Source organism: Streptomyces fulvoviolaceus (assembly GCF_000718165.1).
GTDB classification, from domain to species: Bacteria; Actinomycetota; Actinomycetes; order Streptomycetales; family Streptomycetaceae; genus Streptomyces; species Streptomyces fulvoviolaceus.
The window spans coordinates 25,231-38,514 of the sequence record NZ_JOEY01000025.1; the positions used below are offsets into that span (position 1 = coordinate 25,231).

16 protein-coding genes and 1 pseudogene are annotated in these 13,284 nt (G+C 69.6%); 9 read left to right on the top strand and 8 right to left on the bottom strand.

What is annotated here, in order from left to right:
• Nucleotides 1–150: 150 nt before the first annotated feature.
• Nucleotides 151–600 (top strand): nitroreductase family deazaflavin-dependent oxidoreductase, encoded by a 450-nt coding sequence (locus tag IG08_RS0126480; RefSeq protein WP_030607243.1) that lies wholly within the window; start codon nucleotides 151–153, stop codon nucleotides 598–600.
• 76 nt (nucleotides 601–676) lie between these two features.
• Here the strand turns inward: IG08_RS0126480 and IG08_RS0126485 are convergent, their stop codons facing one another.
• The gene (locus IG08_RS0126485) at nucleotides 677–1,669 is read right to left on the bottom strand and encodes a cation diffusion facilitator family transporter (RefSeq protein WP_078655767.1); all 993 of its coding nucleotides are present in this window, start codon (nucleotides 1,667–1,669) and stop codon (nucleotides 677–679) included.
• A gap of 95 nt (nucleotides 1,670–1,764) precedes the next feature.
• Between IG08_RS0126485 and IG08_RS0126490 the strand changes: the two genes are divergently transcribed.
• Complete coding sequence (locus IG08_RS0126490) at nucleotides 1,765–2,784, top strand: glutathione S-transferase family protein (protein WP_030607249.1); 1,020 nt, start codon at nucleotides 1,765–1,767, stop codon at nucleotides 2,782–2,784.
• 18 nt (nucleotides 2,785–2,802) lie between these two features.
• Nucleotides 2,803–3,114, top strand: coding sequence for a DUF4235 domain-containing protein (locus IG08_RS0126495; protein WP_030607250.1), 312 nt, complete (start codon nucleotides 2,803–2,805; stop codon nucleotides 3,112–3,114).
• Between the two features lie 15 nt (nucleotides 3,115–3,129).
• Here the strand turns inward: IG08_RS0126495 and IG08_RS0126500 are convergent, their stop codons facing one another.
• Together IG08_RS0126500 and IG08_RS0126505 are read right to left on the bottom strand one after the other, a co-directional pair.
• Nucleotides 3,130–3,522, bottom strand: a complete 393-nt coding sequence (locus IG08_RS0126500) for a VOC family protein (RefSeq protein ID WP_030607254.1) — start codon at nucleotides 3,520–3,522, stop codon at nucleotides 3,130–3,132.
• A 76-nt stretch (nucleotides 3,523–3,598) separates the two neighbouring features.
• A complete protein-coding gene (locus IG08_RS0126505) occupies nucleotides 3,599–4,063 on the bottom strand; it encodes a pyridoxamine 5'-phosphate oxidase family protein (protein WP_030607257.1) in 465 nt (154 codons plus the stop codon).
• 801 nt (nucleotides 4,064–4,864) lie between these two features.
• On the opposite strand from IG08_RS0126505, the gene IG08_RS60750 reads away from it, so the two are divergent.
• From IG08_RS60750 to IG08_RS59265, 4 genes and pseudogenes are all read left to right on the top strand, one after another.
• A complete protein-coding gene (locus IG08_RS60750) occupies nucleotides 4,865–5,182 on the top strand; it encodes a hypothetical protein (RefSeq protein WP_030607259.1) in 318 nt (105 codons plus the stop codon).
• 230 nt (nucleotides 5,183–5,412) lie between these two features.
• The gene (locus IG08_RS0126520; protein WP_234342982.1) at nucleotides 5,413–7,029 is read left to right on the top strand and encodes a hypothetical protein; all 1,617 of its coding nucleotides are present in this window, start codon (nucleotides 5,413–5,415) and stop codon (nucleotides 7,027–7,029) included.
• Between the two features lie 27 nt (nucleotides 7,030–7,056).
• Nucleotides 7,057–7,503: pseudogene (locus tag IG08_RS63085) on the top strand (IS982 family transposase); the annotation flags it as partial.
• The gene (locus tag IG08_RS59265) at nucleotides 7,449–7,595 is read left to right on the top strand and encodes a hypothetical protein (protein ID WP_234342983.1); all 147 of its coding nucleotides are present in this window, start codon (nucleotides 7,449–7,451) and stop codon (nucleotides 7,593–7,595) included. The pseudogene IG08_RS63085 and the gene IG08_RS59265, both read left to right, overlap by 55 nt.
• A 70-nt stretch (nucleotides 7,596–7,665) precedes the next feature.
• Here IG08_RS59265 and IG08_RS0126530 read toward each other — a convergent pair whose 3' ends face one another.
• Genes IG08_RS0126530 through IG08_RS0126550 form a run of 5 tightly spaced genes read right to left on the bottom strand, consistent with a single transcriptional unit; the run spans nucleotide 7,666 to nucleotide 12,010 of the window.
• Complete coding sequence (locus IG08_RS0126530) at nucleotides 7,666–8,913, bottom strand: cytochrome P450 (RefSeq protein WP_030607262.1); 1,248 nt, start codon at nucleotides 8,911–8,913, stop codon at nucleotides 7,666–7,668.
• Nucleotides 8,910–9,515 (bottom strand): GTP-binding protein, encoded by a 606-nt coding sequence (locus IG08_RS0126535; protein ID WP_030607264.1) that lies wholly within the window; start codon nucleotides 9,513–9,515, stop codon nucleotides 8,910–8,912. The genes IG08_RS0126530 and IG08_RS0126535 overlap by 4 nt, the downstream gene beginning before the upstream one ends.
• Nucleotides 9,496–9,867 carry a DUF742 domain-containing protein gene (locus IG08_RS0126540; RefSeq protein WP_030607266.1) on the bottom strand — a complete coding sequence of 124 codons (372 nt, stop codon included), beginning with the start codon at nucleotides 9,865–9,867 and terminating at the stop codon, nucleotides 9,496–9,498. The genes IG08_RS0126535 and IG08_RS0126540 overlap by 20 nt, the downstream gene beginning before the upstream one ends.
• Complete coding sequence (locus IG08_RS0126545) at nucleotides 9,864–10,274, bottom strand: roadblock/LC7 domain-containing protein (protein WP_030043913.1); 411 nt, start codon at nucleotides 10,272–10,274, stop codon at nucleotides 9,864–9,866. Before IG08_RS0126545 ends, IG08_RS0126540 begins: the two co-directional genes overlap by 4 nt.
• A 5-nt stretch (nucleotides 10,275–10,279) precedes the next feature.
• Nucleotides 10,280–12,010: an ATP-binding protein gene (locus IG08_RS0126550; RefSeq protein ID WP_030607269.1), complete on the bottom strand. Its 1,731-nt coding sequence runs from the start codon at nucleotides 12,008–12,010 to the stop codon at nucleotides 10,280–10,282.
• Nucleotides 12,011–12,358: 348 nt separating this feature from the next.
• On the opposite strand from IG08_RS0126550, the gene IG08_RS0126555 reads away from it, so the two are divergent.
• Together IG08_RS0126555 and IG08_RS0126560 are read left to right on the top strand one after the other, a co-directional pair.
• The gene (locus tag IG08_RS0126555) at nucleotides 12,359–12,721 is read left to right on the top strand and encodes a DUF1304 domain-containing protein (RefSeq protein WP_030607272.1); all 363 of its coding nucleotides are present in this window, start codon (nucleotides 12,359–12,361) and stop codon (nucleotides 12,719–12,721) included.
• Nucleotides 12,718–13,281: a TetR/AcrR family transcriptional regulator gene (locus IG08_RS0126560; RefSeq protein ID WP_030607275.1), complete on the top strand. Its 564-nt coding sequence runs from the start codon at nucleotides 12,718–12,720 to the stop codon at nucleotides 13,279–13,281. The genes IG08_RS0126555 and IG08_RS0126560 overlap by 4 nt, the downstream gene beginning before the upstream one ends.
• Nucleotides 13,282–13,284 lie beyond the last annotated feature (3 nt).

Below are 13,284 nucleotides of genomic sequence, written 5' to 3' on the forward strand. Positions count from 1 at the left end.
GCAGGGGCCCGGCGGAGGCGATTACCCGCGGGGTCATGGCCTTGCCTCACACGGGCCGCGAGGGGAACACGGTAGGGATGATTCCTGCACGTGCCGGTGTTGAACTCCGGTGCGAGTCAGCCGTAGGACATCGACGACGGGACGGATGCCATGCCTCTTGAGGGTGAGTACGAGCCCAGCCCCACCGGGTGGGTGCGCGAGCAGGTGGAGTTGTACGAGAGCTCCGGTGGCACCAAGGGGACAACCCTCCGGGAGACGGGGATGCCCGTCATCCTGCTGACGACTCGGGGCGTGAAGAGCGGCAAGCTCCGCAAGACGCCGCTGATGCGGGTCGAGCACGAGGGGCGGTACGCGGCGGTCGCCTCGCTGGGCGGGTCTCCCAAGCATCCGGTCTGGTACTTCAACGTCCAGGCCGATCCCCAGGTGGAGCTGCAGGACGGTCCGGCGAAGCAGGACATGACGGCCCGTGAGGTCACCGGCGCGGAGAAGGCCGAGTGGTGGGAGCGTGCGGTCGCGGCGTATCCGCCGTACGCCGACTACCAGAAGAAGACGGATCGTGAGATCCCGGTCTTCGTGCTGGAACCGGCCGAACAGGGCTGAATCCGGCCTCGAAAGCACCGCGGAAAAATTCTTTTTTTCGGGACGCATGAACCGGTGTTCGCCGGGCACCCGTGCGTCAGGCCCCGCCGCGCTCCCCCGTCGCGGCGGGGCTTTCTTGTGCCTCGTTCGCGTGCCGGTCGGTCACGTCGAGGAAGATCTCCCCGGCCTCGGGGACGGTACGGGCGATGGACCGCTTGATCCGGACGGCGACCTCCTCGACGTGCTCGCTGTCCAGCCCCGGCATGAGATCGATCCGGGCGGCCACCAGGTCCGAGTCCAGCCCCATCTTCATCGTGAACAGCGCTTCCACGCTGTCGATCTCGGGCTGTGCCTCCAGCAGCTCCCGGATCCGGCCGCTCGCCTCCGGGTCGGCGGCCTCCCCGATCAGCTGTCCCATGGCCTCGCGCCCGAGCCGGTAGGCCACGTAGACGAGCAGCGCGCCGATCCCCAGCGAGGCGGACGCCTCCCACACGACCTGTCCGGTGATCATGTGCAGCGCCATGCCGATCATGGCCAGGGTCACGCCGAGCACCGCCGTGCCGTCCTCGGCGACGACCGTACGCAGGGCCGGATCCCGCGCGCCCTCCGAGGCTCCCCCCTGCCGGTGCACCTGGTGCAGGGCCCGCACCAGGGAGATCCCCTCGGCGAGGAAGGCGACGCCCAGCACGATCAGGCCCGCCACATAGCCGCTGAACTTCTCCTCGGCGCCGTTCCTGAGGGCCTCGACGCCCTGGAAGAAGGAGAAGCAACCGCCCATGACGAAGATCACGACGGCCGCGAGCAGCGACCAGAAGAACCGCTCCTTGCCGTAGCCGAAGGGGTGGCGCCGGTCCGCGGGGCGGCGGCTGCGGCGCAGCGCGGCCAGCAGGAAGACCTCGTTGAGGCTGTCGGCCACCGAGTGCGCGGCCTCCGACAGCAGTGCGGGCGATCCCGCGAAGAGCCCGCCGACGGCCTTGGCGGCCGCGATCACGAGGTTGGCCGTGAGCGCCACCAGCACGGTGACGCGTGTCCTCCGGTCCGCCTGGCTGCTGCCGGACGCGCCGTTCGTGTTCGTGGATGTCCCGCTCACCTTCGCCGACTGCCCCTGTCGCCACGGCTCACACCGTGCCGTCGGCCGAAAACGGGGAACGCGTGCACCAGGGCAGCCGTATCCGAGGAGGAAGCATGGGCAGCCGGGACGACGGCAACAAGGCGTACGGCCGGAAGGCGTTCAAGCGGTCGAAGAGCCACTTCACGGACCGGATCACCGCGGACGGCCGAGGCGGCCGGCCGGTGGAGGCCGGCCGCTACCGTCTGGTGGTCAGCCGCGCCTGTCCGTGGGCGAGCCGGGCGGTGATCTCGCGGCGGCTGCTCGGCCTGGACGACGCGCTGTCCCTCGCTGTCGCCGATCCGATCCAGGACGACCGCAGCTGGCGCTTCACCCTGGACCCGGACGGCCGCGACCCGGTCCTCGGCATCCGTTACCTCAGCGAGGCGTACGACAAGCGGGAAACCGGCTACCCGGGCGGAGTGAGCGTGCCCGCGATCGTGGACGTGCCCACCGGCAGGCTGGTCACCAACGACTACCAGCAGCTCACGCTCGACCTCGCCACCGAGTGGAGGGCCCTGCACCGGGACGGGGCGCCCTACCTGTATCCGCGGGCGCTGCGCGACGAGATCGACATGGTGATGGCGGACGTCTACGAGGACGTCAACAACGGCGTGTACCGGGCGGGCTTCGCCACGGACCAGGAGGAGTACGAGGCCGCGTGCGCGGGCGTCTTCCGGCGGCTCGACCTGTTGACGCCCCGGCTGGCCCGGCAGCGCTACCTCGTCGGGGACACGATCACCGAGGCGGACATCCGGCTGTTCACCACCCTGGTCCGCTTCGACGCCGTGTACCACGGCCACTTCAAGTGCAACCGCTGGAAGCTGACGGAGAACGAGGTGCTGTGGGCGTACGCCCGCGACCTCTACCAGACGCCGGGTTTCGGTGACACGGTCGACTTCGACCACATCAAGCGGCACTACCACCAGGTGCACACCGGCATCAATCCGACCGGCATCGTCCCGCTCGGCCCGGACCTGTCCGGCTGGCTGACCCCGCATCACCGGGAGGAGCTGGGCGGCCGGCCGTTCGGGGACGGGACGCCTCCCGGGCCGGTGCCCGCGGCCGAGGAGGTTCCGGCGCGGGGACGGCCCTGACCGACGAAGGAGACGTACGTGAGCAAGAAGAGGAACAAGAAGAAGCTGAAGCTCCCCCTCGCCTACAAGCCTCTGGGTTTCGTGCTGGGCTGGTCGAGCGGTGCGCTGGCGGGGCTCGCCTTCCGCAAGACGTGGATGGCGATACGGCACGAGGAGGACGCGCCCGACGCGCTGGACCGGGACCGCGGCTGGGGGGAGATCCTGCTGGCCGCCGCGGTCCAGGGTGCCCTCTTCGCCGTGGTGCGCAGTGCCGTGGACCGCACGGGTGCGAAGGTCGTCGAGCGCCAGACCGGTGTCTGGCCGGCCGATGACACGGGCGGCCAGGACTGAACGGATCCACCCGTCTCAGGCCGGCTTGGGGGCCGTCGACGTGACGAGGCGCAGGGTGAAGGAGTGGCCCGCCGGGTCGGCGTAACCGCGTTCCTCGAACGGACCGGAGGCGTCCTCCCTCTCCAGCGGACGCCCGCCGAGCTCCACCACCTTGCGCTCCGCCGCGTCCAGGTCGTCCACCACGAAGTCCAGGTGGGCCTGGAGCGAGTTCTCCGCGCGCGGCCAGCTCGGCGGTGTCGCGTTCGCGTCACGGCGGAACGCCATCCGGATCCCGTCGATGCCCCTGATCTCCACGCGGTTGGCGGTCGCCTCCGTCTCCTCCGCGTCGAGCAACTCCTTGTAGAACACGGCGAGTTTCTCGGGCTCGACGCAGTCCAGCACGACGGCCCCCGCTTTCACCAGTGCCATGTCTCCTCCGAAGGTCCGGGCGCGGGGCGGCGTGCCGCGCAGCCCTCTACCTAGCGGATATCCCGGCACGGCCGATTCAGTCGGCGATCAGCCACTCTCCGTCGCGCATCAGCTCGCGGCCCGCGATCTCGTTGGCCTCCCGCCAGGCCTGCACCCGGAGCGGCCGGACCCGGAAGTACAGGTAGGGCGTGGCGAGTTCGCGGGGGTCGAAGCCGGTCGTGGCGGCGAAGTGGTCGGCCTCCCCCTCGGCCAGTCCGTCCGCCGTGAGCGTGTCGGCGGTGCCCTCGATCATCACGACGTCGCGGGTGGTCCCGACGCCGAGACGCGCCTTGCCGGTCGTCTTCAGGTTCCGGCCGGTGGGACTGGCTGCCGGGGTGGCGAGCAGGAGGGCCGAGCCGTCCCAGACGAACGAGAGCGGGACGAGATACGGCACGCCCGAGGCGCCGTCGGCGGTCGCGACCCAGACGTCCTCGTCGTGCTCGAGGCGGTGCAGGGTGTCCTGCTTGCGCTGTTCGGGCGTACGTGCGGTCGGTGAGGTCATCGTCGGGCAGCCTCCGGATGGACGCCGTATCAACAGGCGTGTCGTCAGCGGACGTTGTCGGTGCGAACCGTGCGACACGCGACCCTACCTGGCGCGACGTCATCTCGCGTAGCACGCACGGGACGCGGCGACACGCCGGTGCCCGCTGCGCCCACGGACACCCCTGGCACAGGCGACAGGCGCGCGAGTGTACGCAGCTCAAGTGGCATGTGCAGTAACCCAGATCACGACCAGGTCACGGTGTAGATCATTTACGCTCTGGGCAGCCTCGTACCGCTTCTAGGTTCAACTTTCGACCACCAAAGCCCAGTTCGAGTGCGCGGGGGCCGTCTCGACGGCCGCCTGTTTAGCAGGGCCGGGGGGACCCTGCGGTTCGTCTCCCGAAAGGAAGCGCATGCCTCAGGACGTCACGTTCGACCTCCCCTTCGACGCCCCCGTCAGCAGACATCTGGAGTACGCCCAAGAGCGCCATCTGTGCCGGATCCGGAACATGGTCCTGGTCCGCAGCCAGACCGGGGTTCGAGGAGTACAGGTCATGGGACCTGCCGCAGGCCGCCGCCCGCACCTACCCACACGCCTCGGCCGACGACATGGCCGTCCTGATGAAGCGGTTCTCCCAGCCCTTCCTCTTCGACGACCAGTTCGACGCCAACCAGCCGGACCGCATGGCCGAGGTGGCGCGTGAGCTCTTCGTCGCCCCGCTGGGCCCCGCGGGCAGCAGGCATCGAGTGCCCTGCCCCATCGAAACAAGGCAGGCGGTTACATCTCCGTGGAGATCACATGGGGGAACCCATGTAGCAGATGGTCCGGACGTCCCCGGGCAAGCTCCAGCCGATCGGGCATACGGGGCGGCTGACGTTGGATCCTCTGGCCTTCCTGGAGCGGCAGCGCACCTCGGATCCTGCGGTCGCGCTGCGCCTGACGGGCCGCGAGTGCTTCCTGATCAACACAGCTGAGTCTGCCGTGGACGAGCGGACCGCCACGTTCGAGAACCGAGCGGGCGCAGGGCAGTTCGTCCTCGTAGGGCAGGTGGGCGACCCGCTCCACTTCCTCGGCCGTCAACGCAGCAGTCGTGCCCCTCGCGGTCGTTCGCAGCAGGAGCCGGAGCCGGTCGCGTGAGTCCGGCTGTTCGGCGAGGCCGTCGCGGAAGGCACAGAAGATTCTCGGACACGATCGGCCAACATCCACGGTCGATCGATTCCGTTGTCATGGCCATAACTTGATGGGAAACCGGTGTGAAATCTCGAATCGCAGGTGCCGTTCCGACGGCGTCCGCCAACAGCTCGATCCCGGCGCAGCCAAGCGCCCAGCTCCAGCCCACGGATGCGGGGAACACCCTGGCCCGCCTCTTGGCGAAACGCATCAATGGGAGCACGGAGCAGTACCGAAGGTCCCAGAACGCCGCTCGACAGCGGCTGGACGCATTCGGATCCCCCCACTACAGCACCACGCTGCGGGTGGAGGGAGCCTTCCACCTGGCGCAGCCCGCGTTCCTCCCGCCCGACGAGGCGGGCTACGCCAGGTTGAGGCACCTCGACACCAGCCTGCGCATGATCGAAGCAGCCTTCCCCCAGGTCAGCACCGATATCGAGGTCTGCCGACTGACCTGCCTGATGCTGGAAGGGGCTTGGCGGAGCCGGGCACTCACCCCGCCGCGCGAGGAGGAGCAGACGACCGTCTGCACCTGCCCGCTGTGCCTTCGCATACCCACGCCCCCCGCACGCACGCTGGATGACTACCGTTGGCGACAGAGCGCCGGTCGTCCCCTCACCGTCAAGACCTGGCCGTACCGCCGGGAACTCGACAGCGTCCTGACCGGTGGATGGTCCTGGACCCGGCAGATGAACGACCTTGAACGGGACATAGGCCACCGCCACCGCTTCGAGGACGACATCCTCGTCTTCCACGAATACAAACGCGTGATCGACACCATCGATACAACACGCCTCACCCAACACGTCGAAGGCCGCTTGGCCGAGAACTTCAGCACCAACAGCGCACGGGCCCTGGTCAGCGGACTCTTCTCAGCCCATAAGCGATCCGTCGACGAGTACTGGCTCCAGCAGCACGCCTCGGGCAGTGTCACGCTCCCCCAGACCAGCCCGCTCAACCAGAGCACCTACTCAGCCCTGCAGATGCTGGACTGCCTGTTCTGGCACGTCGCACCCGACACCGAACTCTGGCAGGAAGAAAACCTCGCCTCCCTGCTGCTGTGCCGCGTCATCGACGACATGACCGACGTACGAGCCGACGCCCTCACCGGTGAGATCAGCAACTTCTGGCTCGCCGAGATGCCCACCCACACCAAGGCCCTCTACGCCGCCTGCGCCATAGCCATCGTCAAGTACGGCTGCATGCCCGAGGCGCATGACCCGATGTGGAACACCTGGCTGATGACCACCACGGTCGTCTGGATGGGGCTCACGGGCCGCCACGCCCTGTGGTTCGACGGCATCACCCAGGGCCTCCCCCCGGCCGAGGCGTGCCCGCTGTGCGACCTGCAGCCCAACGCATGCAGCGGCATCCTCACCGAGGGCACCACCCTCACCATCGCCCCACGGCCCACCGCACCGGCACTGAGCACCCGGACCGCCGAGCTGTCCGCACGCTGCCGAGCCCAATACCCCGAGACATGGCCCCTCTTCGACACCGAGCTCCATGCCTTCGAAGCACTGCACGGCCCCTGGCACGGCAACATCGACAGCACATGGGAGATCTTGCGCCGCACCTACATCGCCGCCGTGGAGGCATCCAGGTCCGCACCGTCCCCGGCCCGCGCTCGTGAAGTCCAACAGGACTCCGGCGTAGTCGGATCGGAGAAGTTCCACACCCTGCACCACCCTGAGACCGGGCGGGAAGACACGGCACTGCTCGCCTACATGTTCGCCGGCGCCCACCCGCATTTCCTCTGGAACGCCACGGGATACCGTCCCACGGGCGTCGAAGGCGACTGGCTCGACGGCTGACGCCTCAATCCTGTTCAGAAACCCGGTAGATGGTGGTGGGGACGCCTGCACCTTGCCCGCACGCTCGGAGAACCACCCGTCCTGTTCGCGCTCACCGGCCCCAAGGCCGACGAACGCGAGACACCGCGCGACACCGCACCCGAGGTCGAAGCCACCCATCCACGGCGGACAATCATCGGCGACCAGAACTACTTCGACCACGAGTTCGAGCACGACTTCACCGGCCGTGAGCTGGTCTTGCTGCGGCCGGCCCGCAAGGGGGAACCCGAACGGGCCGGATCGCGCCTGTTCAAACCGCTCCGACGGACCATCGAATCGATCAACCGGACCTTCAAGGGCCGGCTCGACCTGAAACGACGCAGCGGCAGGAGCCCTGCCGGAGTCGGCGTCCGCGTCCTGACGAGCGGGAGGAGGTGCGGATGGGCGTGGAGGACATCCAGCACTGGGTCAACGGCACCTACGAGTGGGCCCTGACCACCGGCCGCTGCGCCACCGCCGAGGAGGACCCGGCGCCCACGGCCGAACTCCCCGGACGCGGCTCGGTGGACGACCTGCTGAGCGTGTGAGCGACCGCCCGCGCCCCCGCACGGCACTGCCCGGCCGGAAGCCGGCCGGGCAGCGGTCCCCTGGCGTGGTCTAGACGGCGAACTCGACCGGCAGACTGTCCAGCCGGAACTCCCAGGTGGAGGCGGTCGAGCCGAGTTCCTCCGGCGGTACGGCCAGGCGCAGGCCCGTCAGCCGGTGCAGCAGGACGTTCACGCCGACCTCGATGATGGACTGGCCGATGCTCTGCCCGGGGCACTCGTGCGGACCGGAGCTGAAAGCCAGGTGCGACTGGTTGCCCTGGACCGCCACGCCCTCTTCCCGGATCTCCGGGTCGACGTTGCCCGAGGCGAGGCCGAGGACGAGCAGGTCGCCCTCCTCGATGTCGTGCCCGCCGAGCTCCAGCTCGCTGGTGGCGAACCGCCCCGGCAGGACAGCCAGCGGCGGGGTGTTCCACATGACCTCCTCCACCACGGCGGACACGTTCAGCTGACCGCTGATCAGCCCGGACAGCCGCGCCGTGTCGGTCAGGAGCAGCTGCAGCACCCGGGCCAGCAGGTTACTGGTCGTGGTGTGGGCGGCGATCAGCACCAGGCGCAGATGGCTGACGACCTCGTCCTCGTCCAGCGCCGCGGGGTGCTCCAGCAGGGCGGTGGTGAAGTCCGAACCCGGTTCGGACCGCTTGCGCTCGGCGAGTTCGGCCAGGATCTGCATGATGTGGCCGTTGTGTACGAGGGCGTCCTCGCCGCCCTTGAAGACCTGGGCGCACGACTCGACCAGGCGTAGCCCGTCCGCCTTGGGAAGGCCCAGGATCCGGGTGAGCACGAGCATCGGCAGGTACTCGGCGTAGTCGGCCACCAGGTCGGCGCGCCCGGCGTCGGCGAACACGTCGATCTGCTGGTTCGCGAAGTACGTGGCGTGCCGCCGGACGCCACGGCTCGAGGCGGCCAGCAGTCCGTCGGTGACCGCGCCGCGCAGCCTGCGGTGCGGCTCTCCGTCCTGGGAGACGCAGTCGGGCCGCCAGCCCACCATCGGCACCAGCGGATGGGACTCCGCTATCCGGCCCTCCCGCCAGTCCCGCCAGATGCGGGCGTCCCGGCTGAACTGACGGGGGTTGTCCAGCACCCGCCGGTTGTCGCGGTAGCCGAGCACCAGCCAGGCGGGAACGTCACCCTCGAGGAGCACCGGTGCGACGGAGCCGTGCTCCTTGCGCAGCCGCTCGTAGATGGCCTGCGGGTCGGTGGCCGCGTCCGGGCCGTACAACCGCGTGAGTTCTGCCCCACCGTGCGCGACGGGGCACCCGCGGGGCGCGTCGGGATCGTTTAAAGTCTGCTCGTTCATCGGGACTCCAGTGCGACGGCGGAGCGTTCCTTCAGGTGACGTATCAGGGCGATGAGGACGTCACGGCTGGAGGCCCGGTCCCGGGCGTCGCAGGCCACGATCGGGGTGTGCGGGGAGATGTCGAGGGCGTCCCGGATCTCCTCGATCGGGTGCTGCTGGGAGTCGGGGAAGACGTTCAGGGCGATGACGAAGGGGACGTTCTGCCGCTCCATCTCCTCGATCGCCCGGAAGCTGGAGGCGAGCCGGCGGGTGTCCACCAGGACGACCGCGCCGAGCGCGCCCTTGAACAGGCCGTTCCACAGGAACCAGAAACGCTCCTGGCCGGGCGTGCCGAACAGGTAGAGCACCAGTTCCTCGTTGATGCCGATCTTCCCGAAGTCCAGACTGACCGTGGTCTCGGTCTTGTCCGCGACGCCGATGAGGTGGTCGTCGTCGGCGCTGGCCTGCGTGAGGGTCTCCTCGGTGGTCAGCGGCTTGATGTCGCTGACCGAGCGGACCATCGTGGTCTTTCCGGTGCCGAAGCCGCCGGCGATCATCACCTTCACCGAGCGGGCGGCCCCGGCGGCCTGCCGGCCGGGATGGTCAAAGCCTTTGAAGTCCACTGAGTACCTCCTCAAGGAGCGCGAGGTCGGGCCCGCGACCGGCGTCGTGCGCCGGGATGGGGTCACGGGCTTCGACGCGGCCTGCCTCCAGCAGATCGGCCAGCAGCACCGCGAGAATGTTGAAGGGCAGTCCGAGGTGGGCGCCGAGTTCGGCCACCGCCAGCGGATCGCGGCAGCGCCGGAGAATCTCCTCGTGCTCGTGCTGCATCCCCGGGACGGGAGCGGTGAGGGAGACGATGAGGGTCGCCACGTCGAGACTCGACGCCGAACCGCCCGGTCCGCTGCGCCCCCCGGTGAGGACGTAGTAGCGCTCGAGACCGGACGGGTCCGTGGGTCGGCGGGGAGCACTCATCCAGAGTGCTCCTCCAGGCGCGGAGTGGTGCCGAGGAGCTCACCCATCCTGCGGGCCAGGTCCCTCATCTGGTGCCCCAGCAGGCCCTGGTCGAGGCCCTCTCTGGCGAGCACTCCGAGATACGTCTCCACACCCGCGCGGACGACGAAGAGATGACCGCCGTCCACCTCGATCATCGCCAGCCTGAGCTGCCCCGCGTACTTGGGGAACTGCTCCGCGACCGGCTGGGCCAGCGCCTGCAGGCCTGCCACCACGGCCGCGAAGCGGTCCACGTCGTCGGGATCTTCGGCACCAAAGGACGTGATGGCCTTGCCGTCGCTGGAGGCCACGAGGGCGAAGCGGATCTCCGGGATGGACTCCACCAGATCGCGGAGCGCCCAGCTCACGTCGGTTCCCTGTTGCGTCATGTGGACTAGTCGCTCTCTTCAGTGCGGTGCTCTGCGGACGCGGGGCCGTCGGCCGCCCCGTCCGCCTCGGTGGACTCCCGTCCGGCGGTGGCGAAGGCGGCCATGCCGGTGAAGGACGCGTCCGGAGGGGTGGCGGAGACGGTCGTCTCCTCCGTCCGCTCCGAGCGCTCGGCCGGCTGGTGCCGCACCTCCCGCCCCTCGTCGGTCCGCCTGCTTCTGCGTCGGGGCAGTCCGCCGGGAGTGGTGTCCACGGCTTCCGCGGTCTCGTCCGGAGTCTCGTCCGGGGTCTCGACGGCGGCCTCCGCACGGACCGGGGTCGCCACGGCGGCCTTGACCACCGGGGCGGGGGTCGTGGGAGTGACCGAGGGCAGCTGGCTGAAGTACTTGTGCGGGACCACGACCACCACCGAGGTGCCGAGCCAGGGCGAGTCCGCGAAGGTGACGCGGATGCCGTAGCGGCGGGCCAGGGCACCGACGACCCGGAGGCCGATGTTGGCGTCCTCCGAGATGCCGCCGAGGCCGGGTCCGGCTCCGGTGCCGGCGAGGGCGTACTCGGCCTCGCGCTTCTTCTCCTCGCTCAGGCCCTTGCCCGAGTCCTGGAACTCGATGCCGACGCCGTTGGGGACCTCCTTGCCGGAGACGATCACCGGCTCGGTGGGCGGCGAGTAGCGGGCCGCGTTGTCCAGGAGGTGGGCGAAGATCAGCGTGAGGTGGTCCACCAGACCGCCGTCGACGCCGAGTTCGGGCAGATGGCGCACCTGGATCCGGTGGAAGTCCTTGATCCGGCCGACGCCGCCGCGCACCACGCTGAGCAGGCGCTGCGGCTCCTGCCACTGGCGGCCCGGGCGGTCCGAACCGCCGAGCACACCGATGCTGGCGGCGAGACAGTCGGCGGGGCCGATCTCCTGGTCGAGTTCCATCAGACCGCGGGCGACGGCCGGCAGCCGGCCGTGCTCGCCCTGCATCTCGTGCAGGCGACCACGGAGCTTGCTGGTCAGCACGTGGATGCGGTTGCCGATGCTGATGACGGCCTGTTCGGCGGAGGTCGACCGGTTGAACTCATCCTCGACGCCGATCAGGGCGGTCCTGAGGATCTTGCGGAGTTCGGCCTGGAGGTCGGAGCTGACCTTCGCGCACTGGTTCGTGGCGGGCAGCAGGTCGTCGATGGCCTCACCGGCGCGCAGGCGTACCAGCGCCTCCGGCAGCTGCTCCCCGGCGAGCCGGGCGACCGCGGAGTGCTGGTGGGCCAGCTGCTCCTGCCAGACCTCGGACTGGTCGGCGAGCTGGGTCTCGTAGGACGTCGCCTGGTCGGCCAGCCGTGTCTCGAGCGCATGGGTCTGCTCGGCGAGGCGTTCGTCGAACGTCCGGGCCTGCTCGGCCAGTTGCACCTCGTAGGAGTTCAGTTGGTCGGCGAACCGGTCCTCCTGGGTGGCGCGTTCGGCGGAGTACTTCCGTTCCAGGCCGGCCACATGCTGCTGCCACTGCTGGGAGTGTTCGGCCTGCGAGGTACGGAAGGTGCTCTCCGACCGGCCCAGTTGGGTCCGGGTGCGGATCAGGAGGCGAACGCAGACCGCGCTGGCTGCCGTCGCGGCGACACCGGCGACGGCCGCGGTTATTCGCTCCGAGCTCATGAACGTGGCGGCAACCGTCCCGCCTCCTAAGGCCAGCGGCATCAGCCACCAGCTGTACCAGGCGACAGGGGCCCGCGCCGCCGGGGGCGGAGTGGCGAGTTCCATCTGCATCCTTCGAAGCAACACGATTGAACAGGGGGAGTGTGCAAGGGGGCAACGCACTGATGAGCACGCACCGCAAGACGACCGAATGCGATCGCGTCAACTCGCAGCGCCGAACGGGAGCTTATCGGGTTTGAACCCGAAAGGATCAACCTCACCGCTCAGCGGACGTGAGGGTTCCGTCACTCTCCGACAAGAGCAAACACATCGACAAATACCTTTACCTACCAGCGGAGTTGTTCCCGACGGCCCGCCGACGGTTCACCCGGGGTTCACCGGGCAACCTGCCGTGCACTTCCTGGACAGGTGTCCCGCTATAGTGGACGTCCGTCCAAGAAATAGAGGAAGTCCATGGAGATCCTGGCGACCGTGCTTGTGGCCCTCGTGGCCGTTCTGCACGCCTACATCCTGGTGATGGAGATGTTCCTGTGGCAGAAGAAGCCCGGCCGGGCGCTGCACGGGTTCGATCGTGAGATGGCCCGGGCGACCGCGCCGATGGCCGCCAACCAGGGGCTCTACAACGGCTTCCTCGCGGCGGGGCTGGTCTGGGGCCTCGTCGCCGCCGATCCCACCGGTTTCCGCGCCCAGGTGTTCTTCCTGTCCTGTGTCGTGGTCGCGGGCGTGTACGGCGCCGCGACGGCGAACCGTCGGATCCTGTTCGCGCAGGCCCTGCCGGGCGCGCTCGCCCTGGGCGCCGTCCTGCTCGCCCGGTGAGCCGGGCCGCGCCGCAGGACCCGCGGGCCGCGCGCACCCGGTCGAGGCTGCGCGAGGCCCTGTTGGCGGAGTGCGCCGAACGGCCGCTGGAGGAGGTCGGCGTGGCTGCCCTGGCGCGCCGGGCGGGGGTCGGGAGGGCCACGTTCTACGTCCACTACGCCGACCTGGAGGCCCTGGCCGTCGACGCCTGCGCGGACGTCGTACGCGAGGCCGTGGAGGCGCTGCACGCCTGGCGCGGCCGCCCCGACCCGGTGCACGCGCCGCCCGCACTGCCGGCGTTCTTCTCCTCCCTCACTCCCCACGCCGCCCTGTACCGGGCCCTGCTCAGCCCGGGCGGCGGCGGTCCGCTCGGCCGGGTCCTGCACCGGGATCTGCGGGCCTACAGCCTTCGCGAGCGCGAACTCGCGGGCGCGGCCGACGCGCCACTGGTCGCCTCGGCGGTCGCCGCCACCTTCGCCGGGGTACTGGCCGACTGGCTGCACGGGCTGCTCGAGGCCACCGCCGAGGACATCGCCGACCAGGTCTGGCAGTTGCTGGTCGCATTGCACGCGAGCCGGTGAGGC

What these genes read in the sequence shown, in the direction of transcription:
- IG08_RS0126480 (WP_030607243.1), top strand. Translation starts at nt 151, where the DNA reads ATGCCTCTTGAGGGTGAGTACGAGCCCAGCCCCACCGGGTGGGTGCGC.
- IG08_RS0126490 (WP_030607249.1), top strand. Translation starts at nt 1,765, where the DNA reads ATGGGCAGCCGGGACGACGGCAACAAGGCGTACGGCCGGAAGGCGTTC.
- IG08_RS0126500 (WP_030607254.1), bottom strand. Translation starts at nt 3,522, where the DNA reads ATGGCACTGGTGAAAGCGGGGGCCGTCGTGCTGGACTGCGTCGAGCCC.
- IG08_RS0126505 (WP_030607257.1), bottom strand. Translation starts at nt 4,063, where the DNA reads ATGACCTCACCGACCGCACGTACGCCCGAACAGCGCAAGCAGGACACC.
- IG08_RS60750 (WP_030607259.1), top strand. Translation starts at nt 4,865, where the DNA reads ATGGTCCGGACGTCCCCGGGCAAGCTCCAGCCGATCGGGCATACGGGG.
- IG08_RS59265 (WP_234342983.1), top strand. Translation starts at nt 7,449, where the DNA reads ATGGGCGTGGAGGACATCCAGCACTGGGTCAACGGCACCTACGAGTGG.
- IG08_RS0126530 (WP_030607262.1), bottom strand. Translation starts at nt 8,913, where the DNA reads ATGAACGAGCAGACTTTAAACGATCCCGACGCGCCCCGCGGGTGCCCC.
- IG08_RS0126540 (WP_030607266.1), bottom strand. Translation starts at nt 9,867, where the DNA reads ATGAGTGCTCCCCGCCGACCCACGGACCCGTCCGGTCTCGAGCGCTAC.
- IG08_RS0126545 (WP_030043913.1), bottom strand. Translation starts at nt 10,274, where the DNA reads ATGACGCAACAGGGAACCGACGTGAGCTGGGCGCTCCGCGATCTGGTG.
- IG08_RS0126550 (WP_030607269.1), bottom strand. Translation starts at nt 12,010, where the DNA reads ATGGAACTCGCCACTCCGCCCCCGGCGGCGCGGGCCCCTGTCGCCTGG.
- IG08_RS0126555 (WP_030607272.1), top strand. Translation starts at nt 12,359, where the DNA reads ATGGAGATCCTGGCGACCGTGCTTGTGGCCCTCGTGGCCGTTCTGCAC.